At 51.9% G+C, this 17,988-nt stretch carries 13 protein-coding genes; 3 read left to right on the top strand and 10 right to left on the bottom strand.

Going from position 1 to position 17,988, the window contains the following annotated elements:
• Positions 1–81: 81 nt before the first annotated feature.
• Genes KIH39_RS11950 through KIH39_RS11940 form a run of 3 tightly spaced genes read left to right on the top strand, consistent with a single transcriptional unit; the run spans position 82 to position 3,020 of the window.
• The gene (locus KIH39_RS11950) at positions 82–801 is read left to right on the top strand and encodes a methyltransferase domain-containing protein (RefSeq protein WP_213499713.1); all 720 of its coding nucleotides are present in this window, start codon (positions 82–84) and stop codon (positions 799–801) included.
• Positions 771–1,904: an NAD(P)/FAD-dependent oxidoreductase gene (locus KIH39_RS11945; RefSeq protein WP_213499712.1), complete on the top strand. Its 1,134-nt coding sequence runs from the start codon at positions 771–773 to the stop codon at positions 1,902–1,904. The genes KIH39_RS11950 and KIH39_RS11945 overlap by 31 nt, the downstream gene beginning before the upstream one ends.
• Before the next feature lie 9 nt (positions 1,905–1,913).
• Positions 1,914–3,020 (top strand): type III polyketide synthase, encoded by a 1,107-nt coding sequence (locus KIH39_RS11940; protein ID WP_213499709.1) that lies wholly within the window; start codon positions 1,914–1,916, stop codon positions 3,018–3,020.
• Positions 3,021–3,110: 90 nt separating this feature from the next.
• Here KIH39_RS11940 and KIH39_RS11935 read toward each other — a convergent pair whose 3' ends face one another.
• From KIH39_RS11935 to KIH39_RS11890, 10 genes are all read right to left on the bottom strand, one after another.
• Positions 3,111–3,548, bottom strand: coding sequence for a CsbD family protein (locus KIH39_RS11935; protein ID WP_213499707.1), 438 nt, complete (start codon positions 3,546–3,548; stop codon positions 3,111–3,113).
• Between the two features lie 88 nt (positions 3,549–3,636).
• Positions 3,637–5,508, bottom strand: coding sequence for an AI-2E family transporter (locus KIH39_RS11930; protein WP_213499705.1), 1,872 nt, complete (start codon positions 5,506–5,508; stop codon positions 3,637–3,639).
• A gap of 36 nt (positions 5,509–5,544) precedes the next feature.
• Positions 5,545–6,135 (bottom strand): DUF883 family protein, encoded by a 591-nt coding sequence (locus KIH39_RS11925; protein ID WP_213499703.1) that lies wholly within the window; start codon positions 6,133–6,135, stop codon positions 5,545–5,547.
• Positions 6,111–6,545, bottom strand: coding sequence for a phage holin family protein (locus tag KIH39_RS11920; RefSeq protein ID WP_213499701.1), 435 nt, complete (start codon positions 6,543–6,545; stop codon positions 6,111–6,113). Before KIH39_RS11920 ends, KIH39_RS11925 begins: the two co-directional genes overlap by 25 nt.
• A gap of 168 nt (positions 6,546–6,713) precedes the next feature.
• Entirely contained in the window at positions 6,714–6,884 is a 171-nt protein-coding gene (locus KIH39_RS11915) for a DUF1328 domain-containing protein (protein WP_213499698.1), read from the bottom strand.
• Between the two features lie 97 nt (positions 6,885–6,981).
• Entirely contained in the window at positions 6,982–7,416 is a 435-nt protein-coding gene (locus KIH39_RS11910) for a hypothetical protein (protein ID WP_213499696.1), read from the bottom strand.
• Positions 7,417–7,511: 95 nt separating this feature from the next.
• On the bottom strand, positions 7,512–8,315 hold the full coding sequence (locus KIH39_RS11905) for an alpha/beta fold hydrolase (RefSeq protein WP_213499694.1): 804 nt from the start codon (positions 8,313–8,315) through the stop codon (positions 7,512–7,514).
• A gap of 131 nt (positions 8,316–8,446) precedes the next feature.
• A complete protein-coding gene (locus tag KIH39_RS11900; RefSeq protein WP_213499692.1) occupies positions 8,447–8,674 on the bottom strand; it encodes a hypothetical protein in 228 nt (75 codons plus the stop codon).
• A gap of 85 nt (positions 8,675–8,759) precedes the next feature.
• Positions 8,760–9,248, bottom strand: coding sequence for a DNA starvation/stationary phase protection protein Dps (gene dps, locus KIH39_RS11895; RefSeq protein WP_213499690.1), 489 nt, complete (start codon positions 9,246–9,248; stop codon positions 8,760–8,762).
• A 121-nt stretch (positions 9,249–9,369) separates the two neighbouring features.
• Positions 9,370–17,841, bottom strand: coding sequence for a GH36-type glycosyl hydrolase domain-containing protein (locus KIH39_RS11890; protein WP_213499688.1), 8,472 nt, complete (start codon positions 17,839–17,841; stop codon positions 9,370–9,372).
• Positions 17,842–17,988 lie beyond the last annotated feature (147 nt).

The raw sequence follows: 17,988 nt of genomic DNA, 5'->3' as shown, positions 1-17,988 counted from the left end.
AATGAGTGGCATAATGATTGCTTTCAATTACAATTCTTGTTACCTGGCCCGAACTTGCCTAATGATCGACTGTGAGAAAAGATGCGATTGATCCCTCGCCTGCCGGATCGCGAAATGGCCGCCGAGCAGATGGATGAGCCCGATCTCAATCCGGTGTTGCATCGTCAGGCACTTCGAGGCTTGGCTCGGCTCAATCGCTTTGGCGGTGCGGCCTCTTTGATTTGGCCCGAAATCAAAAAGGTACTGGGGCGTTTTCCCCGATCACCCGTAACCATGCTGGATGTGGCTACGGGATCGGGCGATGTGCCAATTTCGCTGGCTCGTAAATTGCTCCGAAGCGGTTACTCCTCCCAGGTAACTGGCCTGGATTATAGCCCTGTGGCGATCGAAGAAGCCCAGAAGCGAGCGAAAGAATTAAACCTACAAGCGGATTTTATTTCTTTCGATGTACTGCGCGATCCACTCCCAGGGCAATTCGATATTGTCGTCTGCTCGCTGTTTCTACATCATCTTTCGGAGGACCAGATTGTTAACTTGCTGAGAAAAATGAGAGAAGCGACTCGAAAAATTTTGATCGTAAGTGATTTAGACCGCAGTGGTCTGAACCTTCGGCTGGTACAATTGGCGGGTCGCATGCTCTCCCGCTCGGCTATAGTGCATAACGACGGGGAACTTTCCGTGAAGGCGGCTTTCACCGTTACCGAAGCCAACGATTTCGCAAGAAAATCGGAATTGCCAAACGCAATCATCCGAAAGCGATTCCCCTGTCGATGGGTACTCACCTGGAGGCGCGAAGATTGAATAGTCTGGCGGACTATTGGCCGGTCGTAGTAATTGGCGCCGGCCCGGCAGGTTGTCTGGCCGCTCGGGAAATCGCGCGTCGCGGAGTTCGGGTACTGCTGGTGGAACGGGATTCGTTTCCGAGACACAAAGTCTGCGGCTGCTGTTTGAATTTTCGAGGACGGGAAGCGCTCCGAAAAGCAGGATTGAACGACTTGTTAGAAAACGCCGACGCCCAGGAATTGCGTTCCCTGCAGTGGTCAATCGGTTCACGTAGCGTGACTCTCCCATTACGCGGAGGAGTCTCGATTTCCCGGGAGCGAATGGATTGGGATTTGATGAAAGCCGCGATAGATGTCGGAGTAGTACTCCAGGATCGCTGCAGCGCCGAACCGGGTGAAGAGTTCCCAAATCATCGACTAGTGCACCTGCAAAATCTTCAGGGTAAGCGCCAAATTTCCGCGGGGCTAGTCCTGGTGTGCGACGGCTTGTCCAGTCGATCGGGGAAGCCGGTGATCCAGGAAAATTCACGAATTGGGTTGGGGACAATTCTTCCTTCGAGTTCGAAATATGCGGAGTCGAACAAGCTTTGGATGAACGTCAGTAAGAGTGGCTATCTGGGAATTGTCCATTTAGAGGACGGTCGTCTGGCCCTGGCGGCGGCGGCCGATCGAAGTGCGATACGGGAATTCGGTTCACCGGGACAATTCGCGATGGAGCTTTTGCGATCCGCTCGACAGCCGATCCCGGAGAGCCTCGAATACGCTCAGTGGCAGGGGACAGCGCCGTTGACGCGAAAAAATCAGATCGCGGAAGGAAGACTTTTTCGTCTTGGGGATGCTGCGGGATATATTGAACCTTTTACCGGGGAAGGTATGGCTTGGGCACTTACCGCTGCCTGTGCCGTAGTTCCTCTGGCGATTACCCCGTGGTTGCCGGAGCATCGCGTTGCCTGGAACCGAATCTACCGAGAAAAAATCGCTGATTCTCAGAGAAAATGCCGTCTCGCAGCGAAGCTCTTGAGATCGCCGGTCTGTGTCTCCGGCCTGGTGGGAATATCGAAGATTGTTCCCGGAATTGCCGCGCGAATAGTGAGGCAACTGCACCCCGTTGGTTCGAATTAAGGATGGTTCATGAGTTTTCAGTTGTGTGGTCTCGGAATTTCGGGGACCCCGTATCCACTCTCCCAAGAGAAAGCCTCCTCACTAGCCCAGGCCATCAACAATCGCCGACCCGATACCGATGGTTGGATCCAAGATATTTACAGGCACGCGGGAATCCAGAAGCGAACCATCTGCGTTTCCGAAGCCGTGGTTCGAGATATCGAACAGGGAACTCGGGAGACGGGATCGCCGTTTTTACTCAAGGGGCCGGAAGATTTTCATGGGCCCAGCACCGCGCAGCGCATGAAAGTGTATTGGGAGATTGCCGCGCCGATGTCTCTTGCGGCCGCGAAAGAAGCCTTGTCCGATGCTCGTGTCGAGCCTGAAGAAATTACGCATCTCGTACTGGTGACCTGCACTGGTTTTCGTTCACCCGGCCTCGATTGCTGGTTAATCGAGCAGTTGAAACTTAACTCCGACGTTGCCAGGACTCAGGTGGGATTTATGGGCTGTCAAGGTGCCTTCAATGGCTTGCGCGTCGCCAAAGCTTTCACCGGGTCCGATCCAAAAGCCGTTGTTTTGATGGTGGCCGTGGAAGTTTGTTCAGTTCACTACCATTATGGGCGGGAGATGCGCCGGTTGGTGGGAAATGCACTGTTCGCCGACGGGGCAGCGGCTCTGGTCGGTCGATCCCCCGCTGCAGGAATCGGTTCTAACTGGGAACTTAAGACCACAGGTTCTTGCATGTTGCCGGATTCGGAAGACGCCATGTCCTGGAGCATTGGCGATTACGGATTTGAAATGGAACTCTCCCCGAAGATTCCCAATATGATCGCCAAATACTTGACAGGCTGGTTGGAAAGTTGGCTTAAGTCGCAGCATCTCAATCAAGCCGATATAAGATCCTGGGCGATCCACCCTGGCGGACCAAAGATTCTCAATGGGATTTGTGAAGTATTGGGATTGGGGGAGGATGAGATTGCCGTTTCGCGAGAAGTCTTATCGCAGTATGGGAATATGTCGAGTGCGACGGTTCTCTTCCTTCTCCGATTGCATCGGTTGCGAAATGCTCCTCGCCCTTGTTTGGCACTGGGCTTCGGCCCGGGTATGTTCGTAGAATCCATGCTCTGGGTCTGATTTGTTGGAAATTGAACTCCGCCTTCCCCCAAAAAAAAGAGGACCGATCCTATCGGTCCTCTCATTTAATCTGTTGTATTCGAAACTCAATCACGCACGAACCGAACGGCCGACCAGCATACCGACACCGAAGCCGAGCAGTAGGGCCTGTACGGGGTATTTACGAACCATGGTACTGACTTCTTTGCCGAAATCCGAAACCGTATCGGCTGTGGCATCGTAAGCGTCCCCAGCCCATTTCTGGACTTTGTCCGCGGCTTGCGTGGCATTGTCGGTGGCGCTGTGAACCAAGTCGCGAGCTTTATCGCGAGCCTGGTGGGCGGCATGATCCACCGCATCGATAGCGCCCTTGACATTATCTTGAACCTTGTCGGCCACTTGGTTTACGACACCCTTTGCCTGATCTATAAAACCTTCAGCTCGGTCTTTACCGGCTTCCGCAGCGTTGGCCGTTTTATCGGTCATCTGCTTTGCCTTATCGGCCGCATTATCGATCCCATGTCGCATGCGATCTTTAATATCTGTCATGGTGAATCTCCTTACAGTTAATCTCAGTTGAAGCTTATGTTCAACCGCATGAAATTTATATTTGCATATAACGTGCCAAGAAAAGCGATCAGCGCGTTTCGAAAGTCATCGAAGCGACCAACGCCGTTTGCCAACTCCCCAATAATTGCTGCATCGATTTCAAGGTAGTTTCCACATGATCGGCTCCCGCTTCAATCAACTGCTTTTCTTGAGCGGTTACGTCATCCGCCAGTCCCCAGATGCTGACGAGAATCTTGACGTCAGGAAACCGGCCACGTATGCGTTTGCATAGGTATCGAATGTGGCTGATTCCGCCGGGCGGAATTGAAACAATGCAGATCGCCAGTGGGGACTTTTCCTGGATCGCTTCCAATAGTTCGGAAGTCAATGTCACATCCGCCGTGATATCCGCTTCCCATTGCTTGGGATCGAGCATTTTGGAAAGAATTTCCGCTCCTAAAAGATCAATCTCATCACGGGCAGGGCATAAGAAAATCGGCACTCTCTGGGAGGAGTCGTGAGGCTCGGATTCCGAGGGAAGCTCCGTACTACTCAGCCCCGAGGAAGGCGCTTCCAGAAAGTCTTCAATAATTTCATGCGCCAGATGGATCATCCCTTTCATCTCAACTTCGGAATACTCCCCGAGATCTTCATCGCGGCGGGCATAACTCAGAGCCGGGATAAATACTTCATCGAACACTTCGCCCGGACTCTTGGTTTTCGATTCTTTGATAATGATTTCCGCCGCTTCATCCTGATCTCGCGCCGCCAGCCGCTGATAGAAGGCCACCCGGGGTTCCAGCGCCGGTTCATCGCCCAACAAGATATCGAGAAACTTCGCTTGAGGAACGTACTTTCCCAGAACGAGCAGACAGGTAGTCAATGGTCCTGAAAGAACCAGGCCGATAGGGCCCCACAAAAAAGACCAGAAAGCGGCGGCGACTAATTGAGCGACCTCGGAAATGCCCAGGCTATGTCCGAAGAGTCGAGGCTCGAGCACATTTCCAGTGATCAGTTCTAGAGTGGCATAAGTAACGATCACAGAAATCGGTTGACTGAAGCTGTCCGAGATGGCGAATGAAAACACAGCGACCAGAGCAAGGCCAATCCAGGTTCCAATATAGGGAACGTATCTTAATAGAATCGAGATAAAACCCCAGAGCATTGCGTACTCGACCCCGAGAAACAGCATCGCAAGAAAGATGGTAATGCCGAAGGCCACATTGATGATCAACTGCATCAGTAAATACCGGCTGACTCGCTGAGAGGCATCGTCGAGCGCTTTGGTCACCGTGGTGACTCGGCCGTTGCCCACCAGTCGGATCATGCGATTTCTCAGATCCTCACGTTTGAGGAGCATGAAAATCACCAGCACGAACGAGAATGCCAGTTGCCCAAGCAGAGCTAGACCCGGAGAAATAAAAGCTTCAATGCGTCCCGCCCAAGTCGGGCTTCGAGGTTCGATGACGACCGTCGGAGGCAAACTACCCGGGTCGCCTGTGGTTTCCGCATTCTGGATATCCGGCTTACTTTCGGGCAAAATCGTCTGCTGAAGTTCATCGAACATTTTTGCAAGATTGCCGCTTTCCGAAGGGCTTATCCAATTCCGTATTTTGACGACCTTTTCCTTGATCTTGGCGGAATTCTGCGGAAGAGTCGAAGTCAAGCTGGCAATTTCCCGACCGACCAGCCAGAGGGTGGAGGTGGAGATCAGCACAGCGGCACTGACGACAATGATGACCGATATCGGACGCCCCAATTTCCAGTAGTGAAATAGTTTAAATTGTTGAAAATGGTTCACCACCGGGGCCAGGACAAAGGCGAGAAAGATCGCCAAAGCCAGGGGAATGAAAATAGCGCGAGCCCAGTAAAGTAGCAGGGCCGCGAAAAATATGGTAACGACGGCAGAGAGGGTGATGATCGCTCTCTGCCAGTCGGGTTTGTAGACGTTAGGATTCATATTGGGATAGTGAGCAGTTCTGGTAAAATTCGCCTGTTAAAAATTGACCCGTCGGCCAAATCCATTCGTGCCGTAAGCATGGGAAGTTTCGGGCAGCGTTGTTTCGACGAGTTTGTCGACAACGCGGGGAACTCCGTCATCAATGGCCTTTTGCAGCGTTCCCGAAAGCGTAGAGATCGCTTTGTCCGTTATTTTTTCAATCTCCGTATTCACTCGCTCCCATAAGCGTTCCAGAACGATGTTTTGATGCCGTGGAGCGGGCGCGGATTCCACAGTTTCGGATCGGACTGCGGAGGGCCGAGTGTAAGTCTGCGGTGGATTCGACTGGGCTACCGGTCGCTTCCCGCGAAAAACGCACAACGCGGTAATGAAGCCTAGAGCGGCGGCGGTTCCCACAGAAGACCAGGGATGCTCCTGAATATACGGTCTGGGATCCAGAGAATCGCGAATGGCTTCGGCAGCCGTGCTCACTGAATCTTCAATCGTGTGAACGGTATCCTGCACCGCAGTCGTCGCGGATTCTAAGGTCCCTTTAACCGTCTGTTCGAGAGCAGCGACTTTATCGGTAATGGATGCGCGGGTCATTTCCATTTGAGACTCGATTAATTCTGGTGTTTCGTCAGCCATGTGACATTCTCCTGAAGAGCATTTAGAGTTTTATCGGGCACGGTGGATACGGATTTCAAGGACCTGCGTCCTAATTCAAATGCCAGGCAACCGCCGATCATCAAAGCGATTCCGACGATGCCAAACGAACCCCAAAGCGGAATTTGAGGAATCAGGGCATTGATCAAGTAGGCGATTCCGAAAACGAATGCGATCGAGCCTAGGATAAATATGCCAGAACCTATTCCAATATACTGAGCGGCGTTAGTCGCTTTAGTGACTTCAGTTCTGAGCTCGGCTCGCAACATTTCGAATTGCTGCCGGAAGAGAGTTTGCGTGTCTTGTACGATTCCAGATACTAATTCCGTAAGCGTCGGTTGATCTGTTATATCTTTAGTAATGACGCCATTCGTGTCTTGTATGCGTGACATGAGTACCTCCTATGTCGTTGAATAGAAGATAATATGCAAGACTCATGCCGGTAGAGAAAATAGTGTTGCGATATAAAAAATGGAGGAGCGAAATTGTATAGAAATGGATAATGAATGAGGATTGGAATTAGTCAATCGCAATCCTCGGATATAAGCGGTCACACAGATTTAATCAATAGCCCGAGTGCTTCGGCCAGTCAGCAGCGAGATCACGGCCAGAACCAGGAATGCGAAGAAGAGATATTTCGCCGCCACGATCGCCGTACCTGCAACCAATCCAAAACCGAAGGCTCCGGCTACGAGAGCTAAAATCAGAAATAGTAATGCATAATGTAACATGGTAAATCCCCTCCGAGTGGGAATCCGTATTAAAAAGATCGACACATTTAAACGCAAGGACATCACCGTCCGGTTTGGAGTCGGACGGATAGAGTGATTACTTCTTGTTTTCTTCTACTTTGATTTTCACATCTACCGAGGTAGCCGCACCACTAGCGGGTGTACCAGTAATCTTAACGATCTGTTCGCCTAAAGCGGCATCGCGATCCACTTCGATTGCCACACTGGTTTCCGCACCGTCGGAGGCCTGAATCGTGATGGAGCTCGGCTCCACTTTAATGCCTTTGGGTGCAGTTGCTTCGAGCTTGACGCTCTGTTTGAAGTTCGAAGCCCGATCCAGGCTGATCTTTACGGTTTGCTTGTCGCCTTGCTTGATTGAGGTGGTTCCCGAAGGAGCTTTAATCGTAAAAGTTTCGCGGGTTCCCGTTCCTTCGCGATTGCTGTTTACAACGCCCCCTTTTTGACTTTCATTACAAGCCAGAGGTAGTACCGACAAACTGGCCAAAGCGATAGCAGAATAAATTACCTTCATTTTTGACTCCATAGCAGGTGTGGGGTGACTTTAAAATTCAACTTGTTTCAAGTTGAAAGTCTAACAGGGCAATCATTGTGCCAAATGTTAAGAAATTAAAGTCTGCGTTTTAGAAACTCCCGTATCGCTGCATTAAAGTCCTGCGGTGCCTCCACCGGGCAGAGATGTCCCGCATTCGGTATAAGATCCAATTTTGCCAATTCGATTTTATCGACCAAGTTTTGCGAACAGTGCTGAGGAGTTATGACATCCTGGTCGCCCACCATTACAAGCGTGGGCACGGTGATGCGCGATAACTCGGGATTGGCATCTGGCCGTTCGCGCAGCATTTGCAATCCGCGTACTATCGCCGAAGTTTTCTGTCTCTTTCCGATTGCTTGAATCTTGTCGACGACCATTTTATTTTCCTCTTGCGTCGACTTTCCCAACAGATTGGGAAGCATGGTGGAGATCACTGCCGAAGGACCTTGCTCCCGGGCGAGTTCGGCCATTTTAGTTCGATTGGCCAAAGCTTTTTCGTCGTCCGCCTCCGCTTTGGTATCCACTAAAATCAGGGTATGCAAGCGTTGAGGTTGACGGCGTGCGAATGCCAAGGCTATGTAACCTCCCATGGAAATGCCGCACAAATTAATGGTCCCCTTTACATCGATCACATCCAGAAAATCGGCGATCAGATCCGCGGTCACATCTACGGTCGCAGCGGATGTAGGATCGTCGGAGTTACCAAAACCCGGAAGATCGGGCGCGATTACCCGAAAATCCCGCGATAGATCCTCCAACTGGTAGAACCACATCTCGCTATCGAGCGGGAACGCATGAAGCAATACGAGGGGAATTCCGCTTCCCAGGTCCTGGTAAGCGATCTGCAAGTTTCGTTCTTTAATCGTTGCGGTTGGCATGGCGAGATTCCTCAAAAGAATAAAGGGTTGAACTTAAGAATCTGAAAATCGGTTTCCTTTGAAGAAACCGACGTTCAAACCCTCAAGCCCAACCCCTGGAGAGTAAAAATTAATTTGCCTGGAGTCTAGGATCAAGATCCGGACTTTTTGATTTTTTTACCGCTTTCTTCGATGTGCTCACCCACTTTGTGGGTCGCTTCCTGAGCGCGATGCTTTGCTTTTTCGGCAAGCTCTTCCGCTCTGTCGCCGATCTTTTCGCCTACTTCCACACTGGTATCCACGGCTTCACGACCCAATTCCTTCGCCTTGTTGGCCGCTTCCGTGATCTTCTCTTTAATGCGATGAGTTGTCTCAGACATCTTTATTCTCCTGAAATTCGAACAATTCGTTTTGTCGAAGATATTACTTAAATCGCACTTTGTGTGCCAATGCTTTGAAATGAGTTCATACGCCATGAGATTCCAGGAAATACAGGGATTCGTCCAGCATTCGCGAGACTTGTGTTAACAGGTCGGTTGTGTTGGCATCCTTCAATTCATCGGCTTGGGTAACAGCCTCGCGCATACGGTTTCCCACATTCGCATAGGCCTCGGAAACAACTTCCAGAACCGACATACAATCGGTGGTTCCTTCTGGAAATTCGCCTAGTTGGGAGAATTCCGCAACCATGCGAGAAGTGCCTTTGGCCAAGCCCCCTAAGGCCGCGGCTCGTTCGGCGACTTCATCGATGGCGTCTTCGACTTCTTCAGCCAGTTTGTCGAATAGCTTGTGCACGGCAATGAAATTGGCTCCCTTAACGTTCCAGTGTGCGAATTTCGTCTGGGAATAGAGATCGGAAAGATTCGCCAGTTGCTGATTCAGCAACTCGATCAGCTCTTCCCGATTTTCCACTTTTATCCGAGAAGTGGTTTCGTGCATCGTGATTTTGCTCATGGTCGACTCCTAAATTGCATGCAATAGCAGATTCTGAAAATTGAAGTAGCTTTCAGAAAGTTTTGGATAAGGTACTTGCATGCAATTTCAATGCCGCCGCTGCTGCAAATGCTTACCAAAGCTATTGGAGCTTCACGCTGGGCGATTTGAAACTTCCAACTCCCACGGTCTCCTGTTTTGCAATCGCCTTGCGATAACTGAGGAGCACTTCATGAGTCTCGCCATCTTCCCGAAGTGGTATTGTCAACTCCGGCAGCTCAAGACCATCCAGCGAAAGTCGTACTGTACTTCCGGGCTGATGATTGCGATTGTCGATCTGAATTCGATAGAGCGTTTTGCCAAAATAATAGCTGATCGAAACCTCTGGCCAATCCTCGGGTAAGCAAGGATTCAGGCGAAGTTCGTCTCCCGTGCGATTCAATCCCAGTATGTCTTCCAAACCGACTCGATAATACCAGGCTGCCGAACCGGTGTACCAAGTCCAGCCGACTCGCCCCACGTGAGGCGGACAGCTGTAGACGTCCGCAGCGATGACATAAGGCTCTCCTCCGTAACGTGTTACAGCTTCGGGTGTGGTCGTGGAACGCACCGGGTTCAATAGGTTGAAAATATCGTATGCGTCCTTGTTGCGTCTCAGCTTGGCCAAGGCCTTGATCACCCAGGTTACCGCGTGATTGTACTGGCCGCCATTTTCTCGAACGCCGGGAACGTATCCCTTGATATAGCCCGGTTGGAGTGGTCCCCTATCGAAGGGGGGTTTGAAAAGTTCTACCAAGCGATCCGATAACCGGACCAACTGCGCTAGTACGGCGGCCATACCCTTTTCGGCCCTTTCCTTATCGGCCGCTTCACTAATCACGGCCCAGGATTGTACGATGGAATCGAGTTGACACTCGTCGTTCTTATGGGAGCCGAGGGCTGTACCATCGTCGAAATAGGCTCGCAGGTACCAGTCGCCATCGTATCCTTGAGACTCCACGGCCGCCTGCAACTGGGACATTCGCTGGCGACTTAACTTGGCCGTCTCGGTATCCCCGCAAAGGTCCGCAATCCTTGCGAATTCCCGGTGGCAGTAAATCTGAAACCAGGCGACCCAAATGCTTTCTCCCTTGCCTTTAACGCCGACGGAACTCATCCCATCGTTCCAATCGCCACAGCCCATCAGCGGCAGCCCGTGAGAGCCGAGTTTCCAGCCATGCTCCAATGCCCGTTTGCAGTGCTCGTAGAGCGGCGCGCTTTCATCCGATTTCTCGGGAACTTCATAGCGCTCGTGTTCGGTTTCGCTCAACACCGGTGAGCGAAGGAATGATATTTCCTCCTGAAACAGGGATAAATCCCCCGTGACAGTGGCATAGTGACAGCTGACGTAGACGAGCCAGAGAAAGTCGTCGCTGAAGGTTGTTCGAACTCCATTGCCTTGGGGTTCGTGCCACCAGTGCTGAACATCCCCTTCCACAAACTGCCGGCTGGCGGCCTTGAGAATGTGAGCTCTCGTAATTTCCGGAGCGGAGTGAATCAGGGCGACAACATCCTGCAGTTGATCCCGGAAACCGTACGCGCCGCCCGACTGATAAAATGCCGAACGGGCCCAAAAACGACAGCTGAGCGTCTGGTAAATTAACCAACGATTCATCATTAGATCGAAAGCCGGATCGGGCGTCTGGACCTGAATTTTACCGCAGATGTCATCCCATTGGGAAACCACTTCTTCCAGGCTTTGTTCTGCGGTAGCCGAGTCGAGGTATTTCTGAATGATTTTCCGGGCTTCGCTTTCGCCTTGCACTTCGCCGAGCAGGAAGATGATTTCCTGCTCCCCTTTCGGCTCAAGAGTTACCGATCCTCTTAAGGCCGCGCAGGGATCGAGACCGGGCCCGGTTCGTCCGGAGAGATTTTCTCGTTGAAAGGAGATCGGGTTAGTCACGCTGCCATTACGCCCCAGAAATTCCGTGCGATCGGCGGTGAACGATAGTTCCTTCATATTCGAGGCCGCGAAGGCGAGCCGGTCCTGGTTATGGGCCGTGAAAGCATTGCGTGCGAAGAGAGCCTGGGTTTCGGGATCCTGCTCGCAAATGATATAGGGGGTAGTAATTTCGCGATTCGTTCCCAGCACCCACTCAAGATAGTAAACGACATTCAATTTAACGGGTCGATTCCCTTGATTAATCAGCTTCAACACGCTGATTTTGACTGGATCGCTTTTGGGTACGAACAGGGTCAATTCGTGGCTGACATCGTTGACCACACGCTCGAATGCGGAGTAGCCCTGGCCATGTCGGACGAGGATGTTACCCCCATCACGGATCGGAAGGGGAGTAGGGCACCAGATATTTCCTGTGCTTTGCGATTGTAGATAAATGATTTCTCCCGGGGGATCGGAGACGGGATCGTTACTCCAGGGCGTTAACCGATTGGCCTGGCTGTTACCCGCCCAGGCGAAGCCACTCCCGGAATCTGTGACGAGAAATCCCGCGTTCGGATTGGCAATCACGTTACTCCAGGGGAGTGTTGGAATACGCGAAGCATCCCGCGGCGCGATGAGATATTCCAACCCATCGCCAGTGAAGCATCCCGTTTCATTCCCAAATTGAATTTTACGCGGCAATTCCACAACGCCGTAGCGGTTGGGGGCTGCCAGCGGAAAGTAAGCCTTGGGCGGCAACGGCTTAATAGGTTCCGGATTGTCAATCTGTTCGGCCAGCGGACCAATTTCATCGTTGAGAACGACCCGCGCGGAAGTCAGCAGTAGAGTCCGATCCGTCTGAGACATTTGAGCCGCTTTACGGATGAAAATACCAGCCGGTTGATCAATACGGTCCCCCAGCCCAATAGATCGGGTAGTACTGACTGCCTCCGAATAAAGATCATCCTGATAGCCGCTGGCCGTTTCGCAGAAGATTAAAAGATCTATTCGCAAGCCTTTGGAGTTCCAGAACGAATGGGCCTGCAGAAGTTGCCGAACAATAGGCATCCCCGCGGGAGAGTGGAGCTGCAGAAGCAGAATTGGCAGATCGCCGGAAATACCAAATCGCCAGAGCCCCGATTGGCCTTCGCGATTGGTAATCATGAGTTCAGATTTTGCGCGGAGCGGGCTGACAGGATAAATTAAGTGCCCTGCCAGGCGCTGGAAGAGATGAACGTCCTCGGCTCGAAGCTGACTGTGCTGCAGTTCAATTCGCGAGTGAGCCCAGGAGAGTTCAAAGGCTCGCGTGATGGAGGCCATGGAATGGTAGTGTTCCGCGAGCGTGAGAGCCGCTTCGCGCGAATCGGCCCAGCCGGTCACGAAGGTGAGGGTCTTCTTTTCCCCGGGTTTCAAACGAACTTCCCGGCGGATCGAAAATATCGGGTCGAGTACAGGGCCCGCAGTCTCCGAGAGTGCCTCCCAATCCGGCTCGAGTGAAATGGCGTCGGTTGTGGAGCGTCTTCGACCGAGAAACTTGCGACGGTCGGTATCCCAGGAGAGAGAACCCGCGCCGGAGTCGCATACCAGCAAGTGCATGGCCCAGCCCGTCTTCTGGTTGGGAGTACGGGGCCGGCGTTGGCATAGAAGGGCACAGTATTGCGGGACCCATTCCGTTTCCAGAAATAGCTTTCCAAAGACCGGGTGAGCCATGTCAGCGCGATGATCATTGAGCACAATCTCGGCATAGCTGGTAGCATCCAACCGGACTTGCCGGGCCGATTGATTGGCTATCGATAGTCGCCGAATCTCGACGTTCTGATCGGGGGGAACGGTGATTTCCAGATGCGTCTCAATGCCGTCATCAAACTGGCGGATATCAGCCTTATCGAGCGAAAAGATGACTTCATAATGGGACGTTTTTTTGCGGATCGGCTGATAGCCCACGGACCAGATTTTTCCGGAACGGCGGTCACGCAAATAGATAACCTGTCCGCAGTCGTCGGTCGTCCGATCGGCGCGGAAGAAAGTGATATCTATATCGCCATAGCGGCTGAAACCCGCGCCGGAGTTGGTGATCATTACGGTGTAAAGGCCGTTGGATAAAAGATGCGTGCGTGGAACGGGAGTATCCGGAGTGGTGATTCGCCGTCGCGAAGGAGCGTTGAAGGTCGAAAGTTGCTGGTCCTCGACGGTGGCAACCTCCGGCTCGAAGATCGGAAAATCGTTGGGAATCCGCTCCTGCAGTAGTAATTCCGCGGAGCGGACGACCGGTTCCGCCTGGAATCGGCGACGGAGCGCTCCCTGGGTCAACCGATTCAGAATGGCCAGCAATCCCATACCCTGATGATGAGCCATATAGGATTTCACGACACGACATTTACTCCCCTCCGGGATGCGCTGGGGAGAAAAATCCAATGCTTCGTAGTAACCGAATTTGCCCTCGCCGCCCCACTTTTTCAGCTCCTTCAGGTTGGCGATCGCTTTCTGGGGATCGATGTCCACAGCCATCAGAGTCGCATAGGGAGCCACGACCCGATCTTTTTCCAGGCCCCTTTTTAAACCCAAACCAGGAACCCCGAACGATTGGTACTGATAGATTTTACCGGCATCAAGCAGATAAAATCCGGATTCGGAAACACCCCAGGGTAGTTTCTCTTCCGCACCAAACTCGATCTGTCGGGCGACGGCCGTGCGTTGTGCCCGATCGAGCAATACTCCCTGCGGTACCGGTAGAAGGATCCGGGGCATCAGATACTCGAACATCGTACCACCCCAGGAGATCAAGCCGGTCTCTCCCGCGGCATACATTGAAAGCCTACCTAATTGAAACCAGTGCTTTCTGGGGACTTGACCGCGAGCGACCGCCAGAAAACTGGCGATGCAGGATTCTGAAGCGAGCAAATCGTAATGTGAAGTGTCTAATCTTTGCGTGTTGCAGTTATAGCCAATGCTGAAGAGATCCCGCTCGGCATTATAAAGAAATCGAAAATCCATGCCCTTTGCTAATCGCTCGGCCTCTTCAGCGATCTCAGCCATTTCCTTGGGGCACCCGACACTTTGCTCGGTAGGCTGTTGATCTAAAAGCAACTGTTGTTGCACTTGTTGGGAGAGTCGAGAAAGCCAAACTTCCGCCTCAGGATGACTAGAAAGAGATTTCGATTGCAGTGAAACGAGTGAAGATTGAATCTCGGTGAGTTTAAATTTCGTTAAAAGTGCTTTTCGCAACTCCTCAGCCTGCTGTTTCAATTTGGGATCGTTATGCGCTGGCTCTGAAAGGGCTTTCAGAAACAGTTCGCAGGTATCTCGTAGTCCCTCGGGAGTTGACTGCGGCGGGGTTCGCATTTTTTCTAAAAGGCCCTGCTTCAACGTCAGCAGACAGGCTAATAAATTCCCGCTGTCGACCGTGGAGACGTAGCCAGGCTGTAAAGTCTCTAGCGTTGTGGTTTCGTACCAATTCAACAGATGGCCGCGATACTTTTCCAATTTTTGAATCGATGCAAATGTTTTGCGTAATCGCTCCAGCATCTGAGGCAGGGTGAGGTATCCCAGATCGTGCGCAGCCAGAACGGAAAGGAGATATAAACCGATATTCGTAGGGGAAGTGCGGTGGGCCACTGCCGACAAAGGATCTTCCTGGTAGTTGTCCGGAGGCAAGTGATTATCGGCATCCCCGACAAAAGTTTCGAAGAAATTCCAGGTCTTTCGACAAACCAGCCGGAGTTCCAATCGTTCTTCTTCGGTTAAGCTTCTTTCCAAAAATTGTCGCGGTTGGCTGATTCGCCAGGCGATCAGGGGTGACATTAGCCAGAGCAGGCCGATCGGAGCAAAATAAATCAAATTGCTCAAGTGGGATATTCCCACAAGAAGCAAACAGACCAGAGATATTATCACGGCGGGAAACATGGAGTGGAGGAAGGCCTTGAATTGAGTTCCCAAACGGACTTCTGCCGCTGCGGCGGTCTCCCATTCCAGTAATTTCTTTCGCGAAAAATTCAGACGGTAAAGCGTCGTACCAATTGCATGAATGGCCACCCAGGCTTGATTGGGTAGAAACGCGAATTGCAGGGCCGATTGTCCGAGAGTTGAAGGAAGATCGGCCCGTAAGCGGGCAATCAAACTCCTCGAAGATTTGCCATGCAATTTTAACAACGCAGTTTCGAGCAGATAAAAGATCGTTGGCCACGCGAATAGGATCATAACAAAGCCACACCAGCCAAGAAATTGTCCGGGCAGAATGGTCGCGGCCAGAAGCAAGAGCAGAACGAGACTGGCCGGTACGAGACTCCGGCGCAAATTATCGATGATCTTCCAGCGTTCCAAAGCCGGCAGAATATTGATCGCTTCGCCGGAAGAAGTTGGCACTCGGCGACTCAACCAGGGCAGCAATTGCCAGTCGCCTCGGATCCATCGATGTTCGCGCCGAGCGTACGAGTTATAACGCGAAGGGAACTCATCGAAGACTTCGACATCGGTGGCCAGGGCACAGCGCGTATAATTTGACTCGATCAGATCGTGACTTAAGATGGCATTTTCGGGGAAAGCTTGTCCCGAGGTCGCTTGAAAAGCATCGATATCGTACAGCCCTTTGCCTGTGAAAGTTCCCTTGGCAAAAAGATCCATGTACGTATCGGACACCGCGGCGGAATAAGGATCGATCCCGGCAGAGCCTGCGAAAAGGCTTGCAAACCACGACTGAAATCCGGTTTTATAAAGGAAACTCACTCGGGGTTGTAATAGTCCAAAACCGGAAATCACCCGGCGTTTATCTTCCGATAATATCGGCTGATTAAGTGGATGGGCCAATGTAGCGATCATCTGCCGCGCGGCGTCTCGAGGCAGAACGGTGTCGCCATCGAGTGTAAGGACATAGCGAATCGGCGGCAGTTTATCGATGACAGAAGATTGAATCGAGTAGGTGGTGTTCTTATCACCGCGAAGCAAACTGTTGAATTCTTCGAGTTTACCGCGTTTGCGTTCCCACCCCATCCAGCAGTTTTGCGAGGGATTCCAAAGCCTTCGACGGTGAAAGAGAAAAAAGCGAGGAGAGTTTTCCTCCGCGTGCAGTTCATTCAATTTCTGAATGCCTTCCAAGGCCGTCTGGAGACTTGGATCGTCGCTCGGCGTTTGCTCTGCATCTGCATCCGGGAAGTCTGTAAGCAATGCAAACCGAAGCTTGGGATCGGAGTTGGATAAATAGTGTAACTCCAACCGTTCGCAAAGCACGGCGGCTTGTTCCGGTCTGGTCAGCAGAGTCGGGATCACCACGAAGGTGTCGCATCCGTTCGCAATTCCATTTTTGAAATCGAGCTTGGGTAGCACTCGAGGGGCAAGCTGACGAGTAATGAAAAAATTGGAAAAGCCGACAGCCAGTTCGCTCGCGGGAAGTAAGGCAGCCAATGCCACCAGAACGATGAGACTTATAGAACTTGCTCCGGAGAGGGCAATCGCACTAATTACCAGAAGTGCAGTCAGCGAACCGAGTAGCCCAAAAAAGAATAAATTGGGATGTTCCAGGAGCCAATCCTGCCTGCTCATTTTCCAGAAGGGAATCGGCTTGAGGCTTTGCGCAAAAACCTGACGATGCTCTCCGATTAAAAAGCTGGCGTTGGGAAGGGGAGAGGTCGATTTCGAAAGTTCGGCCTGGTGATTGGCCCGCTTAACAATGTCCAATTCGGAAATTTTGGATTGTCGGGAAAGTTTCTCCACTGCTTGGCGACAACGATCTCTCGTTCCAAAATCCTGTCGGCCGTAGATTCCCGCCGGGTCTCTGCGAAGCTCGGCCTCAACTAAGCTGACCGATTCGAAAAAGTTCATCCAGTCAATGACGCCGAGCAAGCGAAGACTAGTGATGGCGTTCCCGATGGAAACTTGATTTGCCGCCTGTCGGCAGTATTCGCGATGTTCAATCTTTCCGGGATCGGCTATGTGTTCCGATAACCAATCGTGAACTAAGTCGCTTCGGACTGCACTCGTGTTATCGCCGTCGCGCAATCCTTCCCAGAAGGCCACAGCAAAAGCGTCCGTGGGCTGGGTAGGCAGAAGCGGCTGGCTCCCCTTGTTCGCGAGTAATACCGCTGCGGTCGCGGAGCGGTGCTCCTTGATAGTCGAAACAATCTGATCGGCAATTCGCCTCAAATTCTCCAGTAGAGCGAGCCTCAACATCGTCGGGATCGCCCAGATTTCACCGATGGATAGCGGAGCGACACGTTGGTATTCCGTCACGGCTTCCGTAATGTCGGACTCCGTAAAAGCCGAATCGGTATAAGCCAGCAGCGAAAAGGCAAACGGACAGATCCGAGGGAGTCTTGCAAAAGGTCCACTGAGTAGGGCGGGCAACTCTCGATAGTAACCCTTGGGAAGATCATTGCGAATTTCTCGAACGACTTCCTGAATGATGTAATAGTTGTCGAGCAACCATTCGGATTCACTAGGAATCTGTTCCCCTAAGGCCGCTCTAAGGGCCAGCTCCCGGTGCACCTCTTTAAGTCGGGCGCAGTTGCCTCGAAAGCGTATCAGTACGGAACGAGAACTCGGTGCAATCGAATCAATCGAACCGACAGCCAATTCGCGGATTTTCTGCAACAAACTCTCATGGCCCGCGGCATCCAAACGCAAGGGGTGGGTGTAATCGGAGAGATAGTCAACTAGATTGGATGGTTTCTCGGCAATAGGGACCTGAACCGATTCCACCATAAATAAACCTCAATAAATTTCGAGCTAGAATCATCGCAAACAGGCAACTTATGTGCCGTCAAAAGGTGAATTGTTGAAAATCACTCATTTAGTCAGTGATTGCACGAACAAAGAGAACTCGAATTCTCACCTTCGCGCACCAGGCAT

It is taken from the genome of Telmatocola sphagniphila (assembly GCF_018398935.1).
Classification (GTDB): Bacteria; Planctomycetota; Planctomycetia; order Gemmatales; family Gemmataceae; genus Telmatocola; species Telmatocola sphagniphila.
The sequence above is the reverse complement of the archived record's forward strand: the minus strand, read 5'-3'. Positions and strand labels throughout refer to the sequence as shown.